This window comes from Parafrankia soli (assembly GCF_001854695.1).
Lineage (GTDB): Bacteria > Actinomycetota > Actinomycetes > Frankiales > Frankiaceae > Parafrankia > Parafrankia soli.
In genome coordinates this window covers 1-15,997 of the sequence record NZ_MAXA01000006.1, presented here as the reverse complement: position 1 = coordinate 15,997, position 15,997 = coordinate 1, and the positions used below count along the sequence as shown (strand labels likewise).

14 protein-coding genes and 2 pseudogenes are annotated in these 15,997 nt (G+C 69.5%); 6 read left to right on the top strand and 10 right to left on the bottom strand.

The window, feature by feature from the left end:
- Both BBK14_RS02600 and BBK14_RS02595 read right to left on the bottom strand, forming a co-directional pair.
- A pseudogene (locus tag BBK14_RS02600) lies at positions 1-347 on the bottom strand (amidohydrolase family protein); the annotation flags it as partial.
- Between the two features lie 484 nt (positions 348-831).
- Positions 832-1,737 carry an alpha/beta fold hydrolase gene (locus BBK14_RS02595; protein ID WP_071059626.1) on the bottom strand — a complete coding sequence of 302 codons (906 nt, stop codon included), beginning with the start codon at positions 1,735-1,737 and terminating at the stop codon, positions 832-834.
- A gap of 232 nt (positions 1,738-1,969) precedes the next feature.
- Here BBK14_RS02595 and BBK14_RS02590 point away from each other — a divergent pair, with 232 nt between their 5' ends.
- Entirely contained in the window at positions 1,970-2,950 is a 981-nt protein-coding gene (locus BBK14_RS02590; protein ID WP_071059625.1) for a TetR/AcrR family transcriptional regulator C-terminal domain-containing protein, read from the top strand.
- A 119-nt stretch (positions 2,951-3,069) separates the two neighbouring features.
- The gene (locus tag BBK14_RS02585; protein WP_071059624.1) at positions 3,070-4,035 is read left to right on the top strand and encodes an NADP-dependent oxidoreductase; all 966 of its coding nucleotides are present in this window, start codon (positions 3,070-3,072) and stop codon (positions 4,033-4,035) included.
- Positions 4,036-4,135: 100 nt separating this feature from the next.
- Here BBK14_RS02585 and BBK14_RS39420 read toward each other — a convergent pair whose 3' ends face one another.
- Together BBK14_RS39420 and BBK14_RS02575 are read right to left on the bottom strand one after the other, a co-directional pair.
- Positions 4,136-4,645 carry a hypothetical protein gene (locus BBK14_RS39420; protein ID WP_241831058.1) on the bottom strand — a complete coding sequence of 170 codons (510 nt, stop codon included), beginning with the start codon at positions 4,643-4,645 and terminating at the stop codon, positions 4,136-4,138.
- A 403-nt stretch (positions 4,646-5,048) separates the two neighbouring features.
- Positions 5,049-5,660, bottom strand: a complete 612-nt coding sequence (locus tag BBK14_RS02575; RefSeq protein ID WP_071059623.1) for a SigE family RNA polymerase sigma factor — start codon at positions 5,658-5,660, stop codon at positions 5,049-5,051.
- A 214-nt stretch (positions 5,661-5,874) separates the two neighbouring features.
- Between BBK14_RS02575 and BBK14_RS39415 the strand changes: the two are divergent.
- Positions 5,875-6,189 (top strand): annotated as a pseudogene (locus BBK14_RS39415) (MerR family transcriptional regulator); the annotation flags it as partial.
- A gap of 168 nt (positions 6,190-6,357) precedes the next feature.
- On the top strand, positions 6,358-7,350 hold the full coding sequence (locus tag BBK14_RS02570; protein WP_241831060.1) for an aldo/keto reductase: 993 nt from the start codon (positions 6,358-6,360) through the stop codon (positions 7,348-7,350).
- A gap of 37 nt (positions 7,351-7,387) precedes the next feature.
- Here BBK14_RS02570 and BBK14_RS02565 read toward each other — a convergent pair whose 3' ends face one another.
- From BBK14_RS02565 to BBK14_RS02545, 5 genes are all read right to left on the bottom strand, one after another.
- Positions 7,388-8,263, bottom strand: coding sequence for an aldehyde dehydrogenase family protein (locus BBK14_RS02565; RefSeq protein WP_275078439.1), 876 nt, complete (start codon positions 8,261-8,263; stop codon positions 7,388-7,390).
- Positions 8,260-9,453 carry an ABC transporter permease gene (locus BBK14_RS02560; RefSeq protein ID WP_275078438.1) on the bottom strand — a complete coding sequence of 398 codons (1,194 nt, stop codon included), beginning with the start codon at positions 9,451-9,453 and terminating at the stop codon, positions 8,260-8,262. The genes BBK14_RS02565 and BBK14_RS02560 overlap by 4 nt, the downstream gene beginning before the upstream one ends.
- Before the next feature lie 122 nt (positions 9,454-9,575).
- Positions 9,576-10,283 carry an ABC transporter ATP-binding protein gene (locus tag BBK14_RS02555; RefSeq protein ID WP_083390660.1) on the bottom strand — a complete coding sequence of 236 codons (708 nt, stop codon included), beginning with the start codon at positions 10,281-10,283 and terminating at the stop codon, positions 9,576-9,578.
- Positions 10,280-11,485 (bottom strand): peptidoglycan-binding protein, encoded by a 1,206-nt coding sequence (locus tag BBK14_RS02550; RefSeq protein ID WP_241831059.1) that lies wholly within the window; start codon positions 11,483-11,485, stop codon positions 10,280-10,282. Before BBK14_RS02550 ends, BBK14_RS02555 begins: the two co-directional genes overlap by 4 nt.
- 2 nt (positions 11,486-11,487) lie before the next feature.
- Positions 11,488-11,829 (bottom strand): hypothetical protein, encoded by a 342-nt coding sequence (locus BBK14_RS02545; RefSeq protein ID WP_241831055.1) that lies wholly within the window; start codon positions 11,827-11,829, stop codon positions 11,488-11,490.
- 333 nt (positions 11,830-12,162) lie between these two features.
- Here BBK14_RS02545 and BBK14_RS02540 point away from each other — a divergent pair, with 333 nt between their 5' ends.
- The gene (locus tag BBK14_RS02540; protein WP_112108406.1) at positions 12,163-12,822 is read left to right on the top strand and encodes a response regulator transcription factor; all 660 of its coding nucleotides are present in this window, start codon (positions 12,163-12,165) and stop codon (positions 12,820-12,822) included.
- Positions 12,819-14,030: a sensor histidine kinase gene (locus BBK14_RS02535; RefSeq protein WP_071059619.1), complete on the top strand. Its 1,212-nt coding sequence runs from the start codon at positions 12,819-12,821 to the stop codon at positions 14,028-14,030. The genes BBK14_RS02540 and BBK14_RS02535 overlap by 4 nt, the downstream gene beginning before the upstream one ends.
- A gap of 1,085 nt (positions 14,031-15,115) precedes the next feature.
- Here the strand turns inward: BBK14_RS02535 and BBK14_RS02525 are convergent.
- The coding region (locus BBK14_RS02525) for a TerC/Alx family metal homeostasis membrane protein (protein ID WP_071059617.1) at positions 15,116-15,997 on the bottom strand (882 nt) is incomplete at its 5' end.

The window sequence follows — 15,997 nt, the reverse complement described above, 5'->3', positions numbered from 1 at the left end:
AGATGCCCGGCGCTGAACCCGGCGAACGTCGGGAAGCACATCGACGCCAGGATCCCGTTACGGTCCATGTCCCGGACCCGGTCGTGGATGTCGTACACCCCCGGGCGCATCTCGGCGAAGCCGGCCGGGTCCTTGCCCCACTCCTCCGCCGGCCACGAGACGACCGCGTTCAGGCCACTGACGCCCGTCACCCGGCCCTGGTAGATCCACTGGTCCACGCCCTTGTCGTTGCGCACGACGTGCGGCGCCTGGTCGACCAGGTTCGCCGGGACGTGGTTCTTGAACATGTCGGGCGGCTCGACCACGTGGTCGTCGATGCTCACCAAGACCATGTCGTCGATGTTCATGATCCTCCTCGACTGGCGGGTCCGGGGCGTGCGCCAGACCACATCGTCAGCGTCTCTATCTGTTTCTACGCTTCCCGGCTCTGGCCGTCTCTGCGTATTCGGTCAACAAGCCCACGAAATCGGTCAGGGATCCGCTCGGCTCATCCCGGGTGACCGGGGTGCGTCGGTGCGTCATCAGGACACCCCGACACCGTTCCCGGCAGGGCGACGTCTCGGCGCATCCATACCCCCTCCCTGATCAACCATGACTGATGAGCAGGTCAAGCGCCATCGAAGCCGGCCACGCCCCGCCCGGGATCCGGCCGCGCCGCATCGCGGTGGATTAGTCACTCAAAGTAGCGCTGCCGTGAATCGATCAGGAATCGATCGGGCCGGATCTGGGACGCCGCCACCGGCCGGCCTGTCGGTTGGCGGCTTGAGCAGTTGCCCCATGGCGAGCTGGCGGTCTGGTCAGCGTCTCGGCGGATGACGCTGCCCGTCACCGTCACCGCTCGGCCCGTGCCGAGCCGGACGTGCCGACGGCGGCGAAGAAGTCGGCCACCGCCGCGGCGACACGCCGCGGCGCCCTCTCCGGCCCGAAATGGTCGAGGTCCCCGAAGGTGACGAGGCTGGCGCGGGGCAGAATCCCGGCGAGCTGTCGGGTCGCGCGTCCGGCCGCGGTGTCGTCACTGTCCCTGCCGGCCATGAGCAGCGTCGGAGTCGTGATCGCACGGTAGCGGTCGGGCTGGTTCGCCACCCTCGCCGCTTCCTGATGCTCCCTGATCGTCCCGCCCAGCAGGGCGTGCTTCCGGCGGCGTTCGGCGGGTCTGATCGCGAACGCCAGGATGAGTCCGAGCAGGGCACGAGGGACCCGTCCCGTCGTCTCGGGGTTCACGCCACGGACGAAGGTGATGAACGCCCGCCGTGGCCGGCCGCGATCGAGTTCGTCCTGGCAGCGCCGCACCCATTCCAACGTCACGGGCCCGACGCCGTCGAGGAGGACTCCGGGTTCGTATGCGGCGGCGCCGTCGAACGCGCCGACTCCGACGGGGGCACCGGCACCGGCAGTGGCACCGGTGTTCCGCAGGGCCTCCAACAGCAGGAATCCGCCGAAGCTGTGCCCGACGACGAATCGAGCTCGCGTCGCCGCTCGGACGGCCTCGAGGTCGGCGAGCTCCTTCGCCGCCGTGTAGGCGTCGCCCTGCGGGCCGCTGGCACCGCGCCCCCGTCTCTCGATTGTGTGGACCGTGAACCCGCTCGCCAGCGCGGCCGCGAATCCATCAAGGTCCGCCGCGACCGCGAGGGCTCCCGGAACAAGCAGAAGACCGGGGCCCCGGCCAATCGTCCGATAACTGATCACCGTTCCGTCGGTCGATTCCACACTCCCTGTCTCGACCTGCGTAGCCACCACGCCACTTCCTTTCGGACTCCGATATACGTGCGCATTCCGCCGGGCGTGGGATCCAGAAAATCGCGCCACGACCCACCATCACCCGACCAGGATCGAATCGATCCGGACGGTCGCATCGTATGGAACAGGTCCGGCAAAGGAAATCACGCACTAGTGCACCAGAATTTGATGGCCGGATAGCATCCGTTCCCAGGCGACATGCGCACTAGAGCAGTCCGGGAAGAGGCACGCTGTGGTCATCTCCGATTCGGAGGACGTCCCGCCATACCTGCGGATCACCGCCGAACTGCGGCGGCGGATCACATCCGGCGAGCTGCGGCCGGGCGAACGGCTGCCGTCGACCCGCCAGATCGTCCGCGAGTTCGGCATCGCGATGGCCACGGCCACCAAGGTGCTCGCGACGCTCCACCAGGAGGGTCTGGCCCGACCTCTCCCGGGTGTCGGCACGATCGTCGACTTCTCGGGCCCGCATCCCCGGAGCCCTGGTGCTGCCCGGCCCCGTGCCGGCGGCCATCCGACGTCGGGGCTGGCCCGACCGCGGATAGTGCGGGTGGCGGTCGACATAGCCGACCTGGAGGGGCTGGCGGCGCTGTCCATGCGTCGCGTGGCCGTCGAGCTCGGTGTCACCACCGTGGCGCTCCACCGGCAGGTGGGCGGGAGGGGACAGCTGGTGCTGTCGATGGCCGACATGGTCTTCGCCGAGGCACCGCCACCCGACCCACCGCCGGCCGGCTGGCGCCGGTGCCTGGAGGCGGCGGCACGGTCCCAGTGGGCCATGTACCGCCGGCACCCCTGGCTGGCACAGGCGATGTCCTTCACCAGGCCCCTGATGTCGCCGCAGATCAAGGCTCATGCGGAGTGGGTGATGCGGGCACTGCACGGACTCGGTCTCGACCCGGTGGCCATGATCCACGTACACACCACCCTGGCCGCCCACATCCGTGGGCTGGCCCTGAACCTGGAGGCGGAGGCGGAGGCGGTGCAGGACTCGGGCCTCACCGACGAGCAGTGGATGGACGCCCACGGCACTCCCGCGATCACCCCACCGGCGGCGACTTCGGCTCACCCGCTGCTGGCGAGCGTCCCGCCCCGCTCCCTCGACCTCGACTCGCTCTTCGAGTTCGGCCTGCAACGCCTCCTCGACGGCATCGCCATCCTGATCGAGACGAGTCGCTGCCACGTTCAGCCTCCCCCGCAGGCCGATGAGCGGTGACGAGAATTCGCCGGAGCGTGGCGCCTCCGCGTGACCCGGGTCTCATCTCCTGCCCTTGATCTCAACCGCGGTCGAGGTCGCAGACTCGACCTTCGTCAACGGCGATGAAGGGGTGTCCGATGAAGGCAGCGGCGTTCGCGCGGCACGGTGGCCCGGAGGTTCTCGAGCTGATGGATCTGGCCACGCCGGTGGCCGGGCCCGGCCAGGTACGGGTCCGGGTCCGGTTCGCCGGAGTCCAGCCGATCGACTGCGCCGTCCGCGCGGGCTGGGCACCGCCCGGGGTGACACCCCGGCTCCCGACGATTCCCGGCAACGAGTTCGCCGGGGTCGTCGACCAGGTCGGCGACGAGGTCGATGGAGTCGGCGGGATCGACGGCGTCGACGGCGTCGACGGCGGGGGTCACGGCGTCGCGGTGGGCGCCGAGGTGCTCGGCTTCGGGCAGCTGGGTGCGTATGCCGAGTATCTGGTGGTACCGGCCGGCCAGGTGACCGCCAAGCCGGCCGGCATGTCCTGGGAGGTCGCGGGTGGGTTCAGCGGCGGGGCGCAGACCGCCCACATCGCGCTGCGGGAGCTGGGCGTCGGCAGGGACGACACCGTCCTGATCCACGCCGCCGCCGGCGGGGTCGGGACGGTCGCCGTCCAACTGGCCGTACGCGCCGGCTCGACCGTCATCGGCACCGCCGGCGCGGCCAACCACGACTATCTCCGCTCACTGGGCGCGATCCCGGTCGCCTACGGCGACGGCCTGGTCGAACGCGTCCAGGCGATCGCGCCCGCGGGCGTGGACGCCGTGCTGGACGGAGCCGGCGGCGACGCGCTGACCACGTCGCTGGCGCTGGTCGCCGACCGGAGCCGGATCCTCACCCTCGTCGAGCACGGCCGGGCGGGGGAGCTCGGGATCCGGGTCACGCCCAACCTCCGGTCAGCCGCCCGGCTCGCCGAGCTGGCCGACCTCCAGGCGCACGGAGCCCTGCACATCAACGTCCGCCGGGTCGTCCCGCTCGCGGACGCCGCCGAGGCGCACCGGGAGCTGGAGACGAGACACGGCCGCGGCAAGATCGTCCTCGCCGTCAGCAGCGGCTGACCGCCACCACCCCCCGCAGTCGCGCGTCAGGAGGCGCCACTGCCTCTGCCCGCGCGGCACGGGGAGTGACGGCGCCCGTCTCAGCCCTCCTAGGCCCTCCTCAGCCCGCCTCGGTTGCAGCCAGGAGGCGGCCATCCCGGTCGTAGGCCCGGACGACCGGTCGATTGGCCTGGTACCAGTCGCCGAAAAGCGTCGGGTTGTTCCGTCTGAAGTCCTCGAACCCGGGCTCACCGGGCCGTGGACCGGGCTCGGGCGGATCGATCTGGACGGTCCTGACCACGACCTTCCCGTCCTGGATGGGAACCTCGACGATTTCGCCGGACGGAGTCGTCGCGGTGACCCGGGCAACCCGGGCCGACACCCGTCCGCCACAGTCATGGACCGTGCGACTGTCACCGGGGCCGCTACCGAAGCCGGCTCCGAGGCGGCCTCCGAAGCCGCCGCCTATCCCGTGACTTCCGCCGGCGTGCTCCAGCTCGAGATCGGTCCGGGGCATCGCGTCGTGCCCGGTCCCCCAGCCGTAGACATACGCCCCGTCGATGTCCAGTCGACCTGCCGCGTCCGCCGGCACGTCGCAGTCGACGAACGTCGAGGGGTTCGACAGAATCATGGTCGCTCCGGTGACGTCCCGCGCCGCCGCCCACACCGTCAGCCCACCCGGCTKGAAGCGCGCCGGGTCCGCCGGCCCAGGACCGGACTGTAGGCACTCGACCACGAGATGTGCCGCTTCGTCCGGAGTGAAGGTGACCGGCTGGAGCCGGGTGATCCGCGGGGCCGGCGGAAGGTCGGCGGGCGCGAGGGATGCCTTCCCGTGCCGCCCCCCAGAGTCAGGCCGGCCGCGATCCCCACCGCGGCCACGGCGCACGCCACCGCCGGGGCGGCCCGCCGCGCGACCCGACGACGGCGCTCCCCCGGAACCCGGGCCCGTACGCCGGCCCACAGATCACCCGACGGCCGGACGTCCACCGTTCGCTCCGCGCCACGAAGGCGTTCGATCATCTCCTCGTCGGAGGTCATGCCGCACCTTCCCTCGTCCCGTTCAGTTCCGATGCGCCGAGCTGGGGCGGCACGGCGCCGTCGCCGGATCTCGACGGCTGCCGCACGCCGTCGGACCGCGGTCCCATCGCCGTCCCCAGCGACGGATCGGCCCGCAACCGGGCCAGGCCCCGTGACGCGTGGGTCTTCACAGTCCCGACCGAGCAGCCGAGGATCTCCGCGACGCGGGCCTCGGACAGGTCCTCGCAGTAGCGCAGCACCACGACGGCCCGCTGCCGGGTGGGCAGGGCGGCCAGCGCCGCCGCGAGTCCCGCCCGGTCCTCCACCGCCGCCAGCTCGCCGGCGGACCCGCCGACCAGCCTGTCGGGCACCGTGGGCATCAGCGTCTCGACCACCCGGCGACCGCGGAACCGTCGCCTATGAGCGTCGACGAGGATTCGCCGCACGTAGGCGTCAGGGGAGTCGCACACACGGACCTTCCGCCAGGCGACGAAGGTACGTGCCAACGCCGTCTGCGCCAGGTCCTCCGCCTCGGCCGCGTCGCCGGTCAGCAGGTACGCCAGCCGCAGCAGGGCCGGCAGCCGGGCGGCGAAATACGCCCGGAACTCATCGTGTCCGTCATCGTCCATCAGCCCTCCTCAACCCTCCAGAGGCCCCAGGACCCGCTCAGGTTGACCGAGACGGAGCTGACCGACTCGACGCCGCCAATGACGCCGATCATGGCGGCCGCGTTGATCCTGGGCACGACGGCCCGTCCCGATCCGCGTGGGTGAGGCTGGTCGGGCGCGCCGTACGCCGGAAGAGGTTTGACTTCGAGCGCGCTCGAAGTCCTAGCTTCGAGGCATGACCGCGATCGACGAGCTCAGCGAAGACGGTCCTCGGGTGCCGGCCGGGCGTACGTGGGGCTGCCGGGCACCCGGGCCGGGACGGCCCTCCGTCGGCGTCGCCGGGCCGGCGGACAGCGGCCTCACCATCGCGGAGACGGCGACGGTGAGCGGCGTGAGCGCGCACACTCTGCGGTATTACGAGCGGGTGGGCCTCATGCTCGATCGGGTGGCGCGCGCTCCGTCGAGCCATCGCCGCTACGACGACGAGGACCTGCGCTGGATCGCGACGCTCACCGCGCTGCGCCAAACCGGCATGYCGATCCGCCAGATCGCGCGGTACGCGGCGCTTGTACGGGCCGGCCACGGCAACGAGACCGAACGGCTCGAGCTGCTCACCGCCCACAAGGAGCGCGTCACCGAGCGTCTCGATGAGGTTCGCCGCCATCTCACAGCCATCGACACCAAGATTGATATCTATCGGGAGAGGACCAGACGACCGATGCCCCACGACACATTGCGCCAGGTACCGCTCGGTTCCCAGGGACTCCGGGTCAGCGTGCAGGRCCTCGGCTGCATGGGCATGTCCGACTTCTACGGCGCAACCGACGACAACGAATCGATCGCCACCATTCAGCGGGCGCTCGGCCTGGGCGTCACCTTMCTCGACACCGCCGACATGTACGGGCCGTTCACAAACGAGCGACTGGTCGGGCGGGCCATCTCCGGCCGGCGCGACGAGGTGACGCTCGCGACCAAGTTCGGGATCGTCCGTGACCCGGACAATCCCCAGGCCAGGAACATCAACGGCCGGCCGGAGTACGTCCGCTCAGCCTGCGACGCATCCCTGTCCCGCCTCGGGGTCGACCACATCGATCTCTACTACCAGCATCGGGTCGACCCGACTGTGCCGATCGAGGACACCGTTGGCGCCATGGCCGAGCTGGTCACCGCCGGGAAGGTGCGCTACCTCGGCCTCTCCGAAGCATCGCCGGCCACGATCCGCCGGGCGCACGCCGTGCATCCCATCTCCGCACTGCAGACCGAGTACTCGATCTGGTCACGCCACCCCGAAGAGGAGATCCTCCCGACGGTGCGCGAGCTCGGCATCGGCTTCATCGCCTACAGCCCGCTCGGACGGGGGTTCCTCACCGGAACCTTCCGTACCCAGAACGACTTCGAGGCCGGAGACTTCCGCGCCAGCATGCCCCGGATGAACTCCGAGAACCTCGACGCCAACCTCTCGGTCGTCGCCCAGATCGAGGAGATCGCGGCGGCGCGGAACGCGACACCCGCCCAGGTCGCGCTCGCCTGGGTGCACCACCAGGGCGACGACATCGTCCCGATCCCCGGAACGAAACGACGTCGTTACCTGGAGCAGAACGTCGCCGCCGCCGGCCTCTCACTGACTCCGCACGAGTTGGAAATCCTGACGAAGGCCGGCGAGGCGGTGCAGGGCGAGCGTTACCCGGACATGTCCAACGTCAACCTGTGATGTGAGAGCACACCGGTGCCGGCGGCCGTTCTCCTGTTCAGAGCTGGTTGTAGACGGATTTCGTCTGGAGGTACATCTCGATGCCGTCCTTGCCGAACTCGCGGCCCCAGCCGGACTGCTTGTAGCCGCCGAACGGCATCTGGTGGTCGAAGACCAGCTGGCAGTTCAGCGTGATGGTGCCCGCCTCGATCCGCTTGGCGAGGCGGTGGGCCCGGGCGCCGTTCTGCGTGTAGACGGCACCGGCCAGACCGTAGGTCGTGTCGTTGGCCAGGGCGATGGCCTCGTCCTCGTCGTCGAACGGCAGGACGGCGACCACCGGCCCGAAGATCTCCTCGCGGTACAGCCGTGCGTCGGTGGAGACGTTGGTGAGCACGGTCGGGTGCACGAAGTATCCCTTGCGGTCGAGCCGGTGCCCGCCGGTGACGACCTCGACGCCCTCCTGCCTGCCCTCGTCGACGTAACCCATCACCCGGTTGAGCTGCTTGCGGCTGATGAGCGGTCCGATGTGAGCGCCCTCGTCCTCCGGGCCGCCCAGCTCCAGCGTGACCTTCTTGAGGTTGCCCGAGGCCGCCTGCACGATCAGCTTGCCGACCTCGGTGGAGCCGGTGAAGGCGACCTTGTCGACGTCGGGGTGCGCGCTGATCGCCGCGCCGGCGGTGTGGCCGTAGCCGAGCACGAGGTTGACCACGCCCTCCGGGACACCGGCCTCGCGGAGGATCTGGTCGAGCACGAACGCCGTCACCGGCGTCTCCTCGGCCGGCTTGACCACGCAGCTGTTCCCCGCCGCGAGAGCCGCAGGTCGGTCAGCGCGGCGACGGAGGCGGTGAGTGAGCCGTCCGGCGCACGAGCAGACGGCTCCGAATCCTGTGACGTGACACCGCCCGTCAGCGGCCCCGGTGCCCTGGCGGCTCAGGGCGCGGTGAGTGCTTCGGTGGGTTGGAGGCGGGAGGCGCGGGTGGCCGGGTAGAGCCCGGCGACCGCGCCGATGACGAGGGTGGCGCCGAGTCCGAGAAGCATCGCCCAGGACGGGACGACGGTTGGCCAGGCCTGGGTGGTGGCGTAGCACGTGGTGACGCCGGTGCCGAGGATGAGTCCTGTGATCCCGCCTAGCGTGGATAGGAGAAGCGCTTCGGCGAGGAACTGGTTGCGGATGTCCCCGCGGGTGGCGCCGAGGGCGCGGCGGAGTCCTACCTCGCCTCGTCGTTCGAGGACGGAGATGACCATGGTGTTCGCGACGCCGATGCCGCCGACGAGTAGCGCGACCGATCCGAGGCCGAGCAGGAGCGCGCCGAGTGTGGAGTCGGCCGCGTGCTGTGCGGCGAGGGCGTCGGAGGGGCGGGAAACGTCAACCTCGTTGGGGGCCGCGGGGTTGGCGGTGCGGGCGAGCAGCGTCTGTACGGCTTCGACATGGTCGGGGTTTGCTCGGGTGTACGCGGTGGTCGGGTAGGTGTCGAAGCCGAGCAGGTCGGCAGCGACGGGCCAGCCGACGAGGGCGGCGCGGTCGAGTTCGGGTGCGAGGGCGACGTGGGCGAGGATGCCGACGACGGTGAACCACCGGCCACTGAGGTAGATCTGCTGGTCCGGTCCGGTCGAGTCGATGCCCAGGTGAGCCGCCGCTGTCGATCCAAGGACCACGGCGGGATAGTGCTGGGTCGCCTCGTTGAGGTAGGTACCGGCGACGATGTTGGCGCCGACGGTGTCGGGAAGGTCCAGTCTGGTTGCCAGCACGGCGATGCTGCCGGATTCCGCGGCCGGGATGTGATCGTTGCGGTAGATCCTGGCTTCCGGCACCAGGCCGGTGGCGCTGACCGACTTGACATCGCCGATCGCGCCGATCATTGCGACGGCCTCGGTCGGCAGGTGCGCCTGGTCGCCGAAGAGGTTCTGGCCGGGCCTGACGGTGAGCAGGTTGGTGCCGAGTGCGGCGATCTGGCGGTGGAAGTCCTCCCGGCTGGAGGAGGAGATGCCGACAACCGAGATCATGGCCGCGATGCCGATCGCGATGCCCAGAGCGGACAGCGCGACACGCGTCGGTCGCGAGCGCAGACCGCCGGCGCCGACTCGGATCAGATCCCGCGCCGCGAGCCGGACCGGGCGAAGCACCCTGTTTGCGTCCGGCACCGGTCCGACGCACGCCGCAGGTCCGGGCCTGCTCGTCGGCGAGTTGCCGTCCCGGGCAGCTGCGTCACTCGTTGCAGAGGCATCGGTCGTTGATCGGGCGGTGGTCATACGCGGGCTCCCTGAGGTGTCCGGACGTCTCCGCTGTCGCCGACCTTGCGGCCGTCCCGCATCTCGATGCGTCGCGGCAGGGCTGCGGCGATGTCGCGGTCATGCGTGATGATCACGACAGTGGTTCCGGCGGAGTGGAGCTGTCGTAGCAGGACCATCACCTCGCCCCCGGACGATGAGTCGAGGTTGCCGGTGGGTTCGTCGGCGAGCAGAAGCATTGGCTCGCCGATCACGGCGCGGGCGATCGCGACGCGTTGGCGTTCGCCGCCGGACATCTGGTGCGGCCGGTGGTGGACTCGTTGACCGAGACCGACCCGGTCAAGGGCGGCGCGCGCGCGTTCGAGCCGTTCCGCACAGCGCACGCCGGTGTACAGCAACCCGTCGGCCACGTTGTCCAATGCCGGTACGCCAGGGGCGAGATGGAACTGCTGGAAGATGAACCCGATGCGTTGCGCGCGTAGCGCCGAGAGCTGGTCGTCACTCAGCGTATGGACCGGCTGGCCATCGACGGTAAGGGTGCCCGTCGTCGGCCTGTCGAGGGTGCCGAGCAGGTGGAGCATCGTCGACTTGCCCGATCCGGACGGCCCGACGATCCCGACGAGCTCGCCATAGTTGATCCRCAGGCTGACTTCGGCCAGCGCGCTGACCGGGCCAAAACGCCTGGACACCTGGTCGAGGACGACGATGGGAACCGCGGCGCTCACTGGGCGACTCGCACGGCGACGCCCTCGGTGATGCCCGCCCCACTGATCTCGACCTTGCCGTCAGCGAACAATCCGGCCTTGACCGGCAGAAGCACCGGCCGCCTGTCCTGGACGGTCTGTACCGCGTACCCACCGTCCGGGTTCGCTAGGAGCGCGGTGATCGGCACCATCAACACGTTCGTCCGCTGCTCCGTGACGATCCTCAGTGTCACCGGCGATGAGTCGAAGCCGCCGGCGAGTGCGGACGGATCGTCGAACGACACGATCACGGTGACGAAGGTCTTGTTCTGCTCCTCGATGGTCTGCGCGACAGTGCCGACGCTGCTGACCGTGCCGTCGAGACGTTGACCGGTCGGAATGGTGATGGTCGCCGGGTCGCCGGTGTGGACGAGATGTTGCAGCGACACGTCCAGCGGGATCGATGCCACCTGCGTGGTGCCGCTGTAGGTGAGGACCTGCTGGTTGGGTTGCAGGCCCAGATGGCTGCCGACCGGGATGGCCTGGAGGGCGACCCGGATGTCGCCGTCGTGGACGAAGATCTGGTCGGGTGGGACGGTGCCTGTGACGGGTAGCCCGCTCTTGGCCTGCCACGCCTGCACGGCCGGGGYGGTGGCGGCGTCGAGGGTGTCATCGACGGTGAAACCGGTGTAGCCCAGCTCCTGGAGGCTGGCCTCCAGCTCCTTCACGTCGGGACCCACTGTGCCTGTGGCGAGTGTCCGGTAGGGCGTCGCGGTGCCGTGCAGGAGAATGACCGGCCTGCCGTCGACCGCGTACACGGGTTGGCCGATCTTCACCGTCGTGCCCGGCGCGGCGATCCAGGTGACGACTCCGGACTGCTGCTGGGCGACGAGCCCTACCGGCTCGCCGTAGGAGATCAGGCCGCCGACCTGCTGGGTCTGGGTGAGGGTGCCGCGTTGGACCGTCGCGGTCGCCGCGGGAACCAGACCGGTCGGCGGCGATGACGAGCCGCCACCGAATCCCACCGCGGCGGCGACGATCAGGACGGCGACTCCCGCCCCCGCGAGGACGAACAGGTACCGGCGTGGAAGGCGCCGTAGCGGGCTCGCCAGCAGGGCGACCGTCGCCCGTGCCCAGGCCCCGCTCGGCACACGCCGGTCGCCTGCCTCGTGCTCGGCTGCCGTCGGTGGGGCGGTCGCGAAAGTCCCATCGGTCCTGGTCTCGTCCGTTCCGGTTCCGGCCATGGTCACGCGCCCGCCTTGTCCAGGATGGTCTGGCACTGCTGGGCCGCCTGTTGGAACGCCGGATCGTTGCGGTCGACGTCCGCGCCGGCGAAAAGGCCGCCGGCCGAGCCGGGCTGGGGGTCGGGGAAGCTCGGCAGGCCGTTGTCGCGCATGCACTGCGCGAAGGCCACATAGACGTCGAGATCCGCGTCGCTCGGTTCTCCCCGACTGCCGACGGGCAGCAGATCCTGGCAGGCGGCCAGGGCCTGCTTCACGGCCGGATCGTCCGGATCAACACCCTCCCCGAACTGCGGAACTCCCGTGGACGGGTCCGGGTCAGCCATGTCGATTTCGTGGTCACGCATGCACTGTGCGTACGTCTGTACCGTCGGTGTCCCCGTGCTACCGCCACCGGACGCCGTCCCGCCCGGGGCCGTGCCGCCGCCGGAGCCGCAACCGGCCAACGCCATGACCACCAGACTCAGGCCGGCGGCCACCACTGCCAACGGACGTGCGGTCCTGATCATCCGTGCCCTCCGTCGTGAACTGGGCTAGCGAGTACGGCATCCAGTGGACTGCGTCGCGGATAACCGGGCCGTAACGTCGGCGGCCGCTGGTTATCCGCCGGTTATGCCGGCGGCGCCACTCTGGACGGGCACCGCATCGCCGATGCATGCGAGGAGAGGGGTGGAGAGCGGATGGTTCGGGTGATGGTCGTGGAGGACGAACCAGAGCTCGCCGGTGCGCTCTGCGAGGCGTTGACACGCGAGTCGTTCGCGGTCGACGTGGCCTACGACGGGGGCGAGGCGCTGGAGAAATACGCCGCTCACGACTACGACGTCGTCGTCCTGGACCGGGATCTGCCCGTCGTGCATGGCGATGATGTCTGCCGCGCGATCGTGGCGGCCCAGCGATCGACGCGGGTGCTGATGCTCACGGCCGCCTCGGCGATCCGCGCCCGGGTCGAGGGGCTCGCGATCGGCGCCGACGACTACCTCGTGAAGCCGTTCGCGCTGGCAGAGCTGTCTGCCAGAGTGCACGCTCTCGCCCGCCGCACCGCGCCGGCCGCCGCTCCAGTTCTCAAACGCGCCGGCCTGCGAGTGGATCAAGCCAGCCGGACTGTCACCCGAGACGGCCGCTCCGTCACTCTGACGAACAAGGAGTACGCGGTCCTGGTCGAACTGCTCCGCGCCAGCGGCGGCATCCTGTCCGCCGAGCAGCTACTGGAGAAGGTCTGGGACGAGAACATCGATCCCTTCACCAACACTGTCCGCATGACGGTGATGAAACTGCGCCGCAAGCTCGGCACACCTCAACTGATCGAAACGCTGCCGGCGGCCGGATACCGCATCCGATGAGCCGCCTGAGCCTGCGCGCCCGTCTCACCGTCCTCTACGGCGCGCTGTCGATCCTCGCCGGAGCGGTCATCCTCACGCTGCTCTACCTGGTCGTCCAAGCCCGCCTCGACGCAGAGCTCACCGGAGACGCCGAGTCCCGCATCGCCGCTCTTCAACAGCGGGCCGGTCAGGCAGGCGAAGCGACGATCACCACACCCAACGGGAGCCGGATCAGCCTCGACGACCTCACCGAGCAGATCAGGGGCAACGAGGAAAAGATCAGGAACGCCGCCCTCGACACACTGCTCGTTCGGGGCAGCGGCATCGTCCTTGCCATAGGCCTCGCCACCGCGGGCACCGGCTGGATCATCGCCGGCCGGGGCCTGCGACCGCTCCACGCCATCACCGCCACCGCCGAGCAGATCGCACGGTCCACCGGCCCGCACCGCGACCTCAGCCGGCGGATCGCGCTGACCGGACACAGCGACGACACCCAACGGCTAGCCGATGCCTTCGACGCCATGCTCGAAACCCTCGACCGCGCCTTCGATGGCCAGCGCCGCTTCGTCGCGAGCGCCTCCCACGAACTTCGCACCCCGCTCGCCCTGGAGCGCGCCGTGATCGAGCTCGAAGCGACCAAACCGGCCGCTCACCCCGACACTGTGCACTTCGCCGACCGCCTGCTGGCCATCAACACCAGGAACACCGACCTCGTCGACCGGCTCCTGACCCTCGCCGACGGAGGTAACGAACTCACCGAACCGGTCCCCGTCGATCTCGCCGACGTCGCGGCCGACGTTCTCGCCCAGACCAGCACGGACACCCCGACCAGCGCCCGGATCACCGCCGACCTGGTTACCGCTCCAGTGCTCGGCGACCCCATCCTGCTCCACCAACTCGTCCGCAACCTGGTCGAGAACGCGGTCAACCACAACGTGCCGGGTGGCTGGATCAAGATCACCACCGGTATCGACACCGGCCAGACGTACCTGGCCATCGCGAACAGCGGCTTGCTAATGCTCCCCCGTGAGGTGAACGGACTCTTCGAACCCTTCCGGCGCGGCCGGTCCGACCGAACACGTGGCACGGGCCGCCGCGGGTTCGGCCTCGGCCTCACGATCGTCAAGGCCATCTCCGACAGCCATCACGCGCAGATCACCGCGCTCCCCCGGCAGGACGGCGGAATGGACCTCCGCATCACATTCCCTGCTGGGCTATCACGCCGGTGACAGTCCAACCGAGACAGCGCTACGGCCACGCTCTCCCCTAGCGCCTGCACGCCGCCGACGGCGCCATAGACGACTTCCTGAGCGGTATGGCCATGGACAAGCCGGACGGAGACCGACACTGACCCGGCTTGGCTACACAGTTGGCTACATAACCATCAACGCCTACCCCACCAGGTCGGGCGCAGCCCGACACCCGGGGGTCCGGGGGTCGCCCCCGGGCAGACATCGCGGCTGGTGGCGAAGCTGACCAAAGGTCAGCAAGCAACCGAATCCAGCTCGTGGACAAAACCGTCCACAATACGAACCACTACCCAAACATCACGGGGCCGACCATAGCCCTCAAGCCTTCATAGTAGGTCCCGGTCGGGGCCGCTCCGTGAGGGAGGGTGAGCACGACTGTTCGTCTCCGGAAGGAGCAGATGTGGTGGGGTTTGTCGGTGGGGCGGCGCAGGCGGCCTACGTGGAACGGATCCGCGACATTGCGGCTCGCGGGGTCCGTTGATCTTGAGGGGTGCAGGTAGACCTGTCCGCTGGGTTCGAGGTCGAGCTGGAGCGGGCCGTGGCAGAACGGGTCGAGGTATGATAATCTTTCGGGTCCCTCAAGGTCTCGGGGCCGACGCTGGTACCGATCGTTCCACGGGGGCAGAGCGTCCTGGATTCCCTGCGATCAGATCGCAGCCCGGCCAGCAGCCGCAGCGCCAGCCGCCGAGTCAGGGCCCCGCGGGCGAGTCGGGCGAGCGTGTTGCGCGCCAGCCGGTTCTCGGTGGCGGCCGTGATGATCTGGGCGCACCTGCGTCCGGGCACGTTCGACCTCGTGTCGTGCCCACTGCACCTGGCGGTTCGCGCGCTCAAGGCGGCCCATGGCGAGCTGGTCTGCGGTGGCCTCCAGGACGCAGGCCGTTCACCCCCGGCGCCGATCCTTCCATGGGGGCCACACTGGCAGACGCGGGCAACGGGCCCGCTACTGCACCCCCATCCAGCGGCCACTACCCCGATCGCGGCCGGCGACATGTGAAACCCGAGCCTCGGGCCGGGAACATCGGATGCGGCGGGCTCGAGAAGCCGCACGGGGAGGTATGTGCAGCTCAGCTGTCCTGCGGTGGGTTGCCCGTTTCCCGCGTCCCCCGCACCGGGGGTTGTTCACCAGTCGAACCCGGGGCAACGCCGTTCTCGTCCGGTGCGGCCGGAGCAGCGCCTTCCTGGGCGGTCGGGCGGATGCGCCGCATGCTCAGTGCGACGGACACTGCCAGGACCGTGACGATGACCGCCAGGCTGACCGGTGACGGGATCTCCGGGACACTGCTGCTGAACAACTTGTGGGACGCCTGAAGGATCAGCTTCACGCCGATGAACGACAGGATCAGCGCAAGGCCCTTGCTGAGGTAGTGGAACCGGTCCAGCAGCCCGGCGAGCAGGAAGTACAGGGCCCGCAGGCCAAGGATGGCGAACGCGTTGCTGGTGTAGACGATGAAGGCGTCGTCGCTGACCGCGAGGACGGCGGGYACGCTGTCCACGGCGAAGAGCAGGTCGGCTGCCTCGATCGCGGCGACGACCGCGAGCAGCGGGGTGGCGACCCGTTTACCGGCTTCTCTGACGAAGAACTTCATCCCGGCGTACTCGTCCCGAACAGGCATGACCTTGCGTAGCAGCCGTACGGCGATGCTCTTGCCCGGGTCGAAGCTGTCCTCTTCCTCCCGGAGGATCTTGTAGGTGCTGTAGAAGAGGATCGCCGCGAAGGCGAAGAGCACCGCGGTGAACCGGCTGACCACGGCCACTCCGGCAGCCAGAAAGATGCCTCGGAACACCAGCGCGCCCATGACGCCGAAGAACAGCACGCGGTGCTGGTAGGCCCGCGGCACCTTGAAGTAGGCAAAGATCAGCGCGAAGACGAACAGGTTGTCGACCGACAGGCTCTTCTCCAGCAGCCAGGCAGTGGTGTACTCCACCCCCGGCGTCACGCCCAGAAC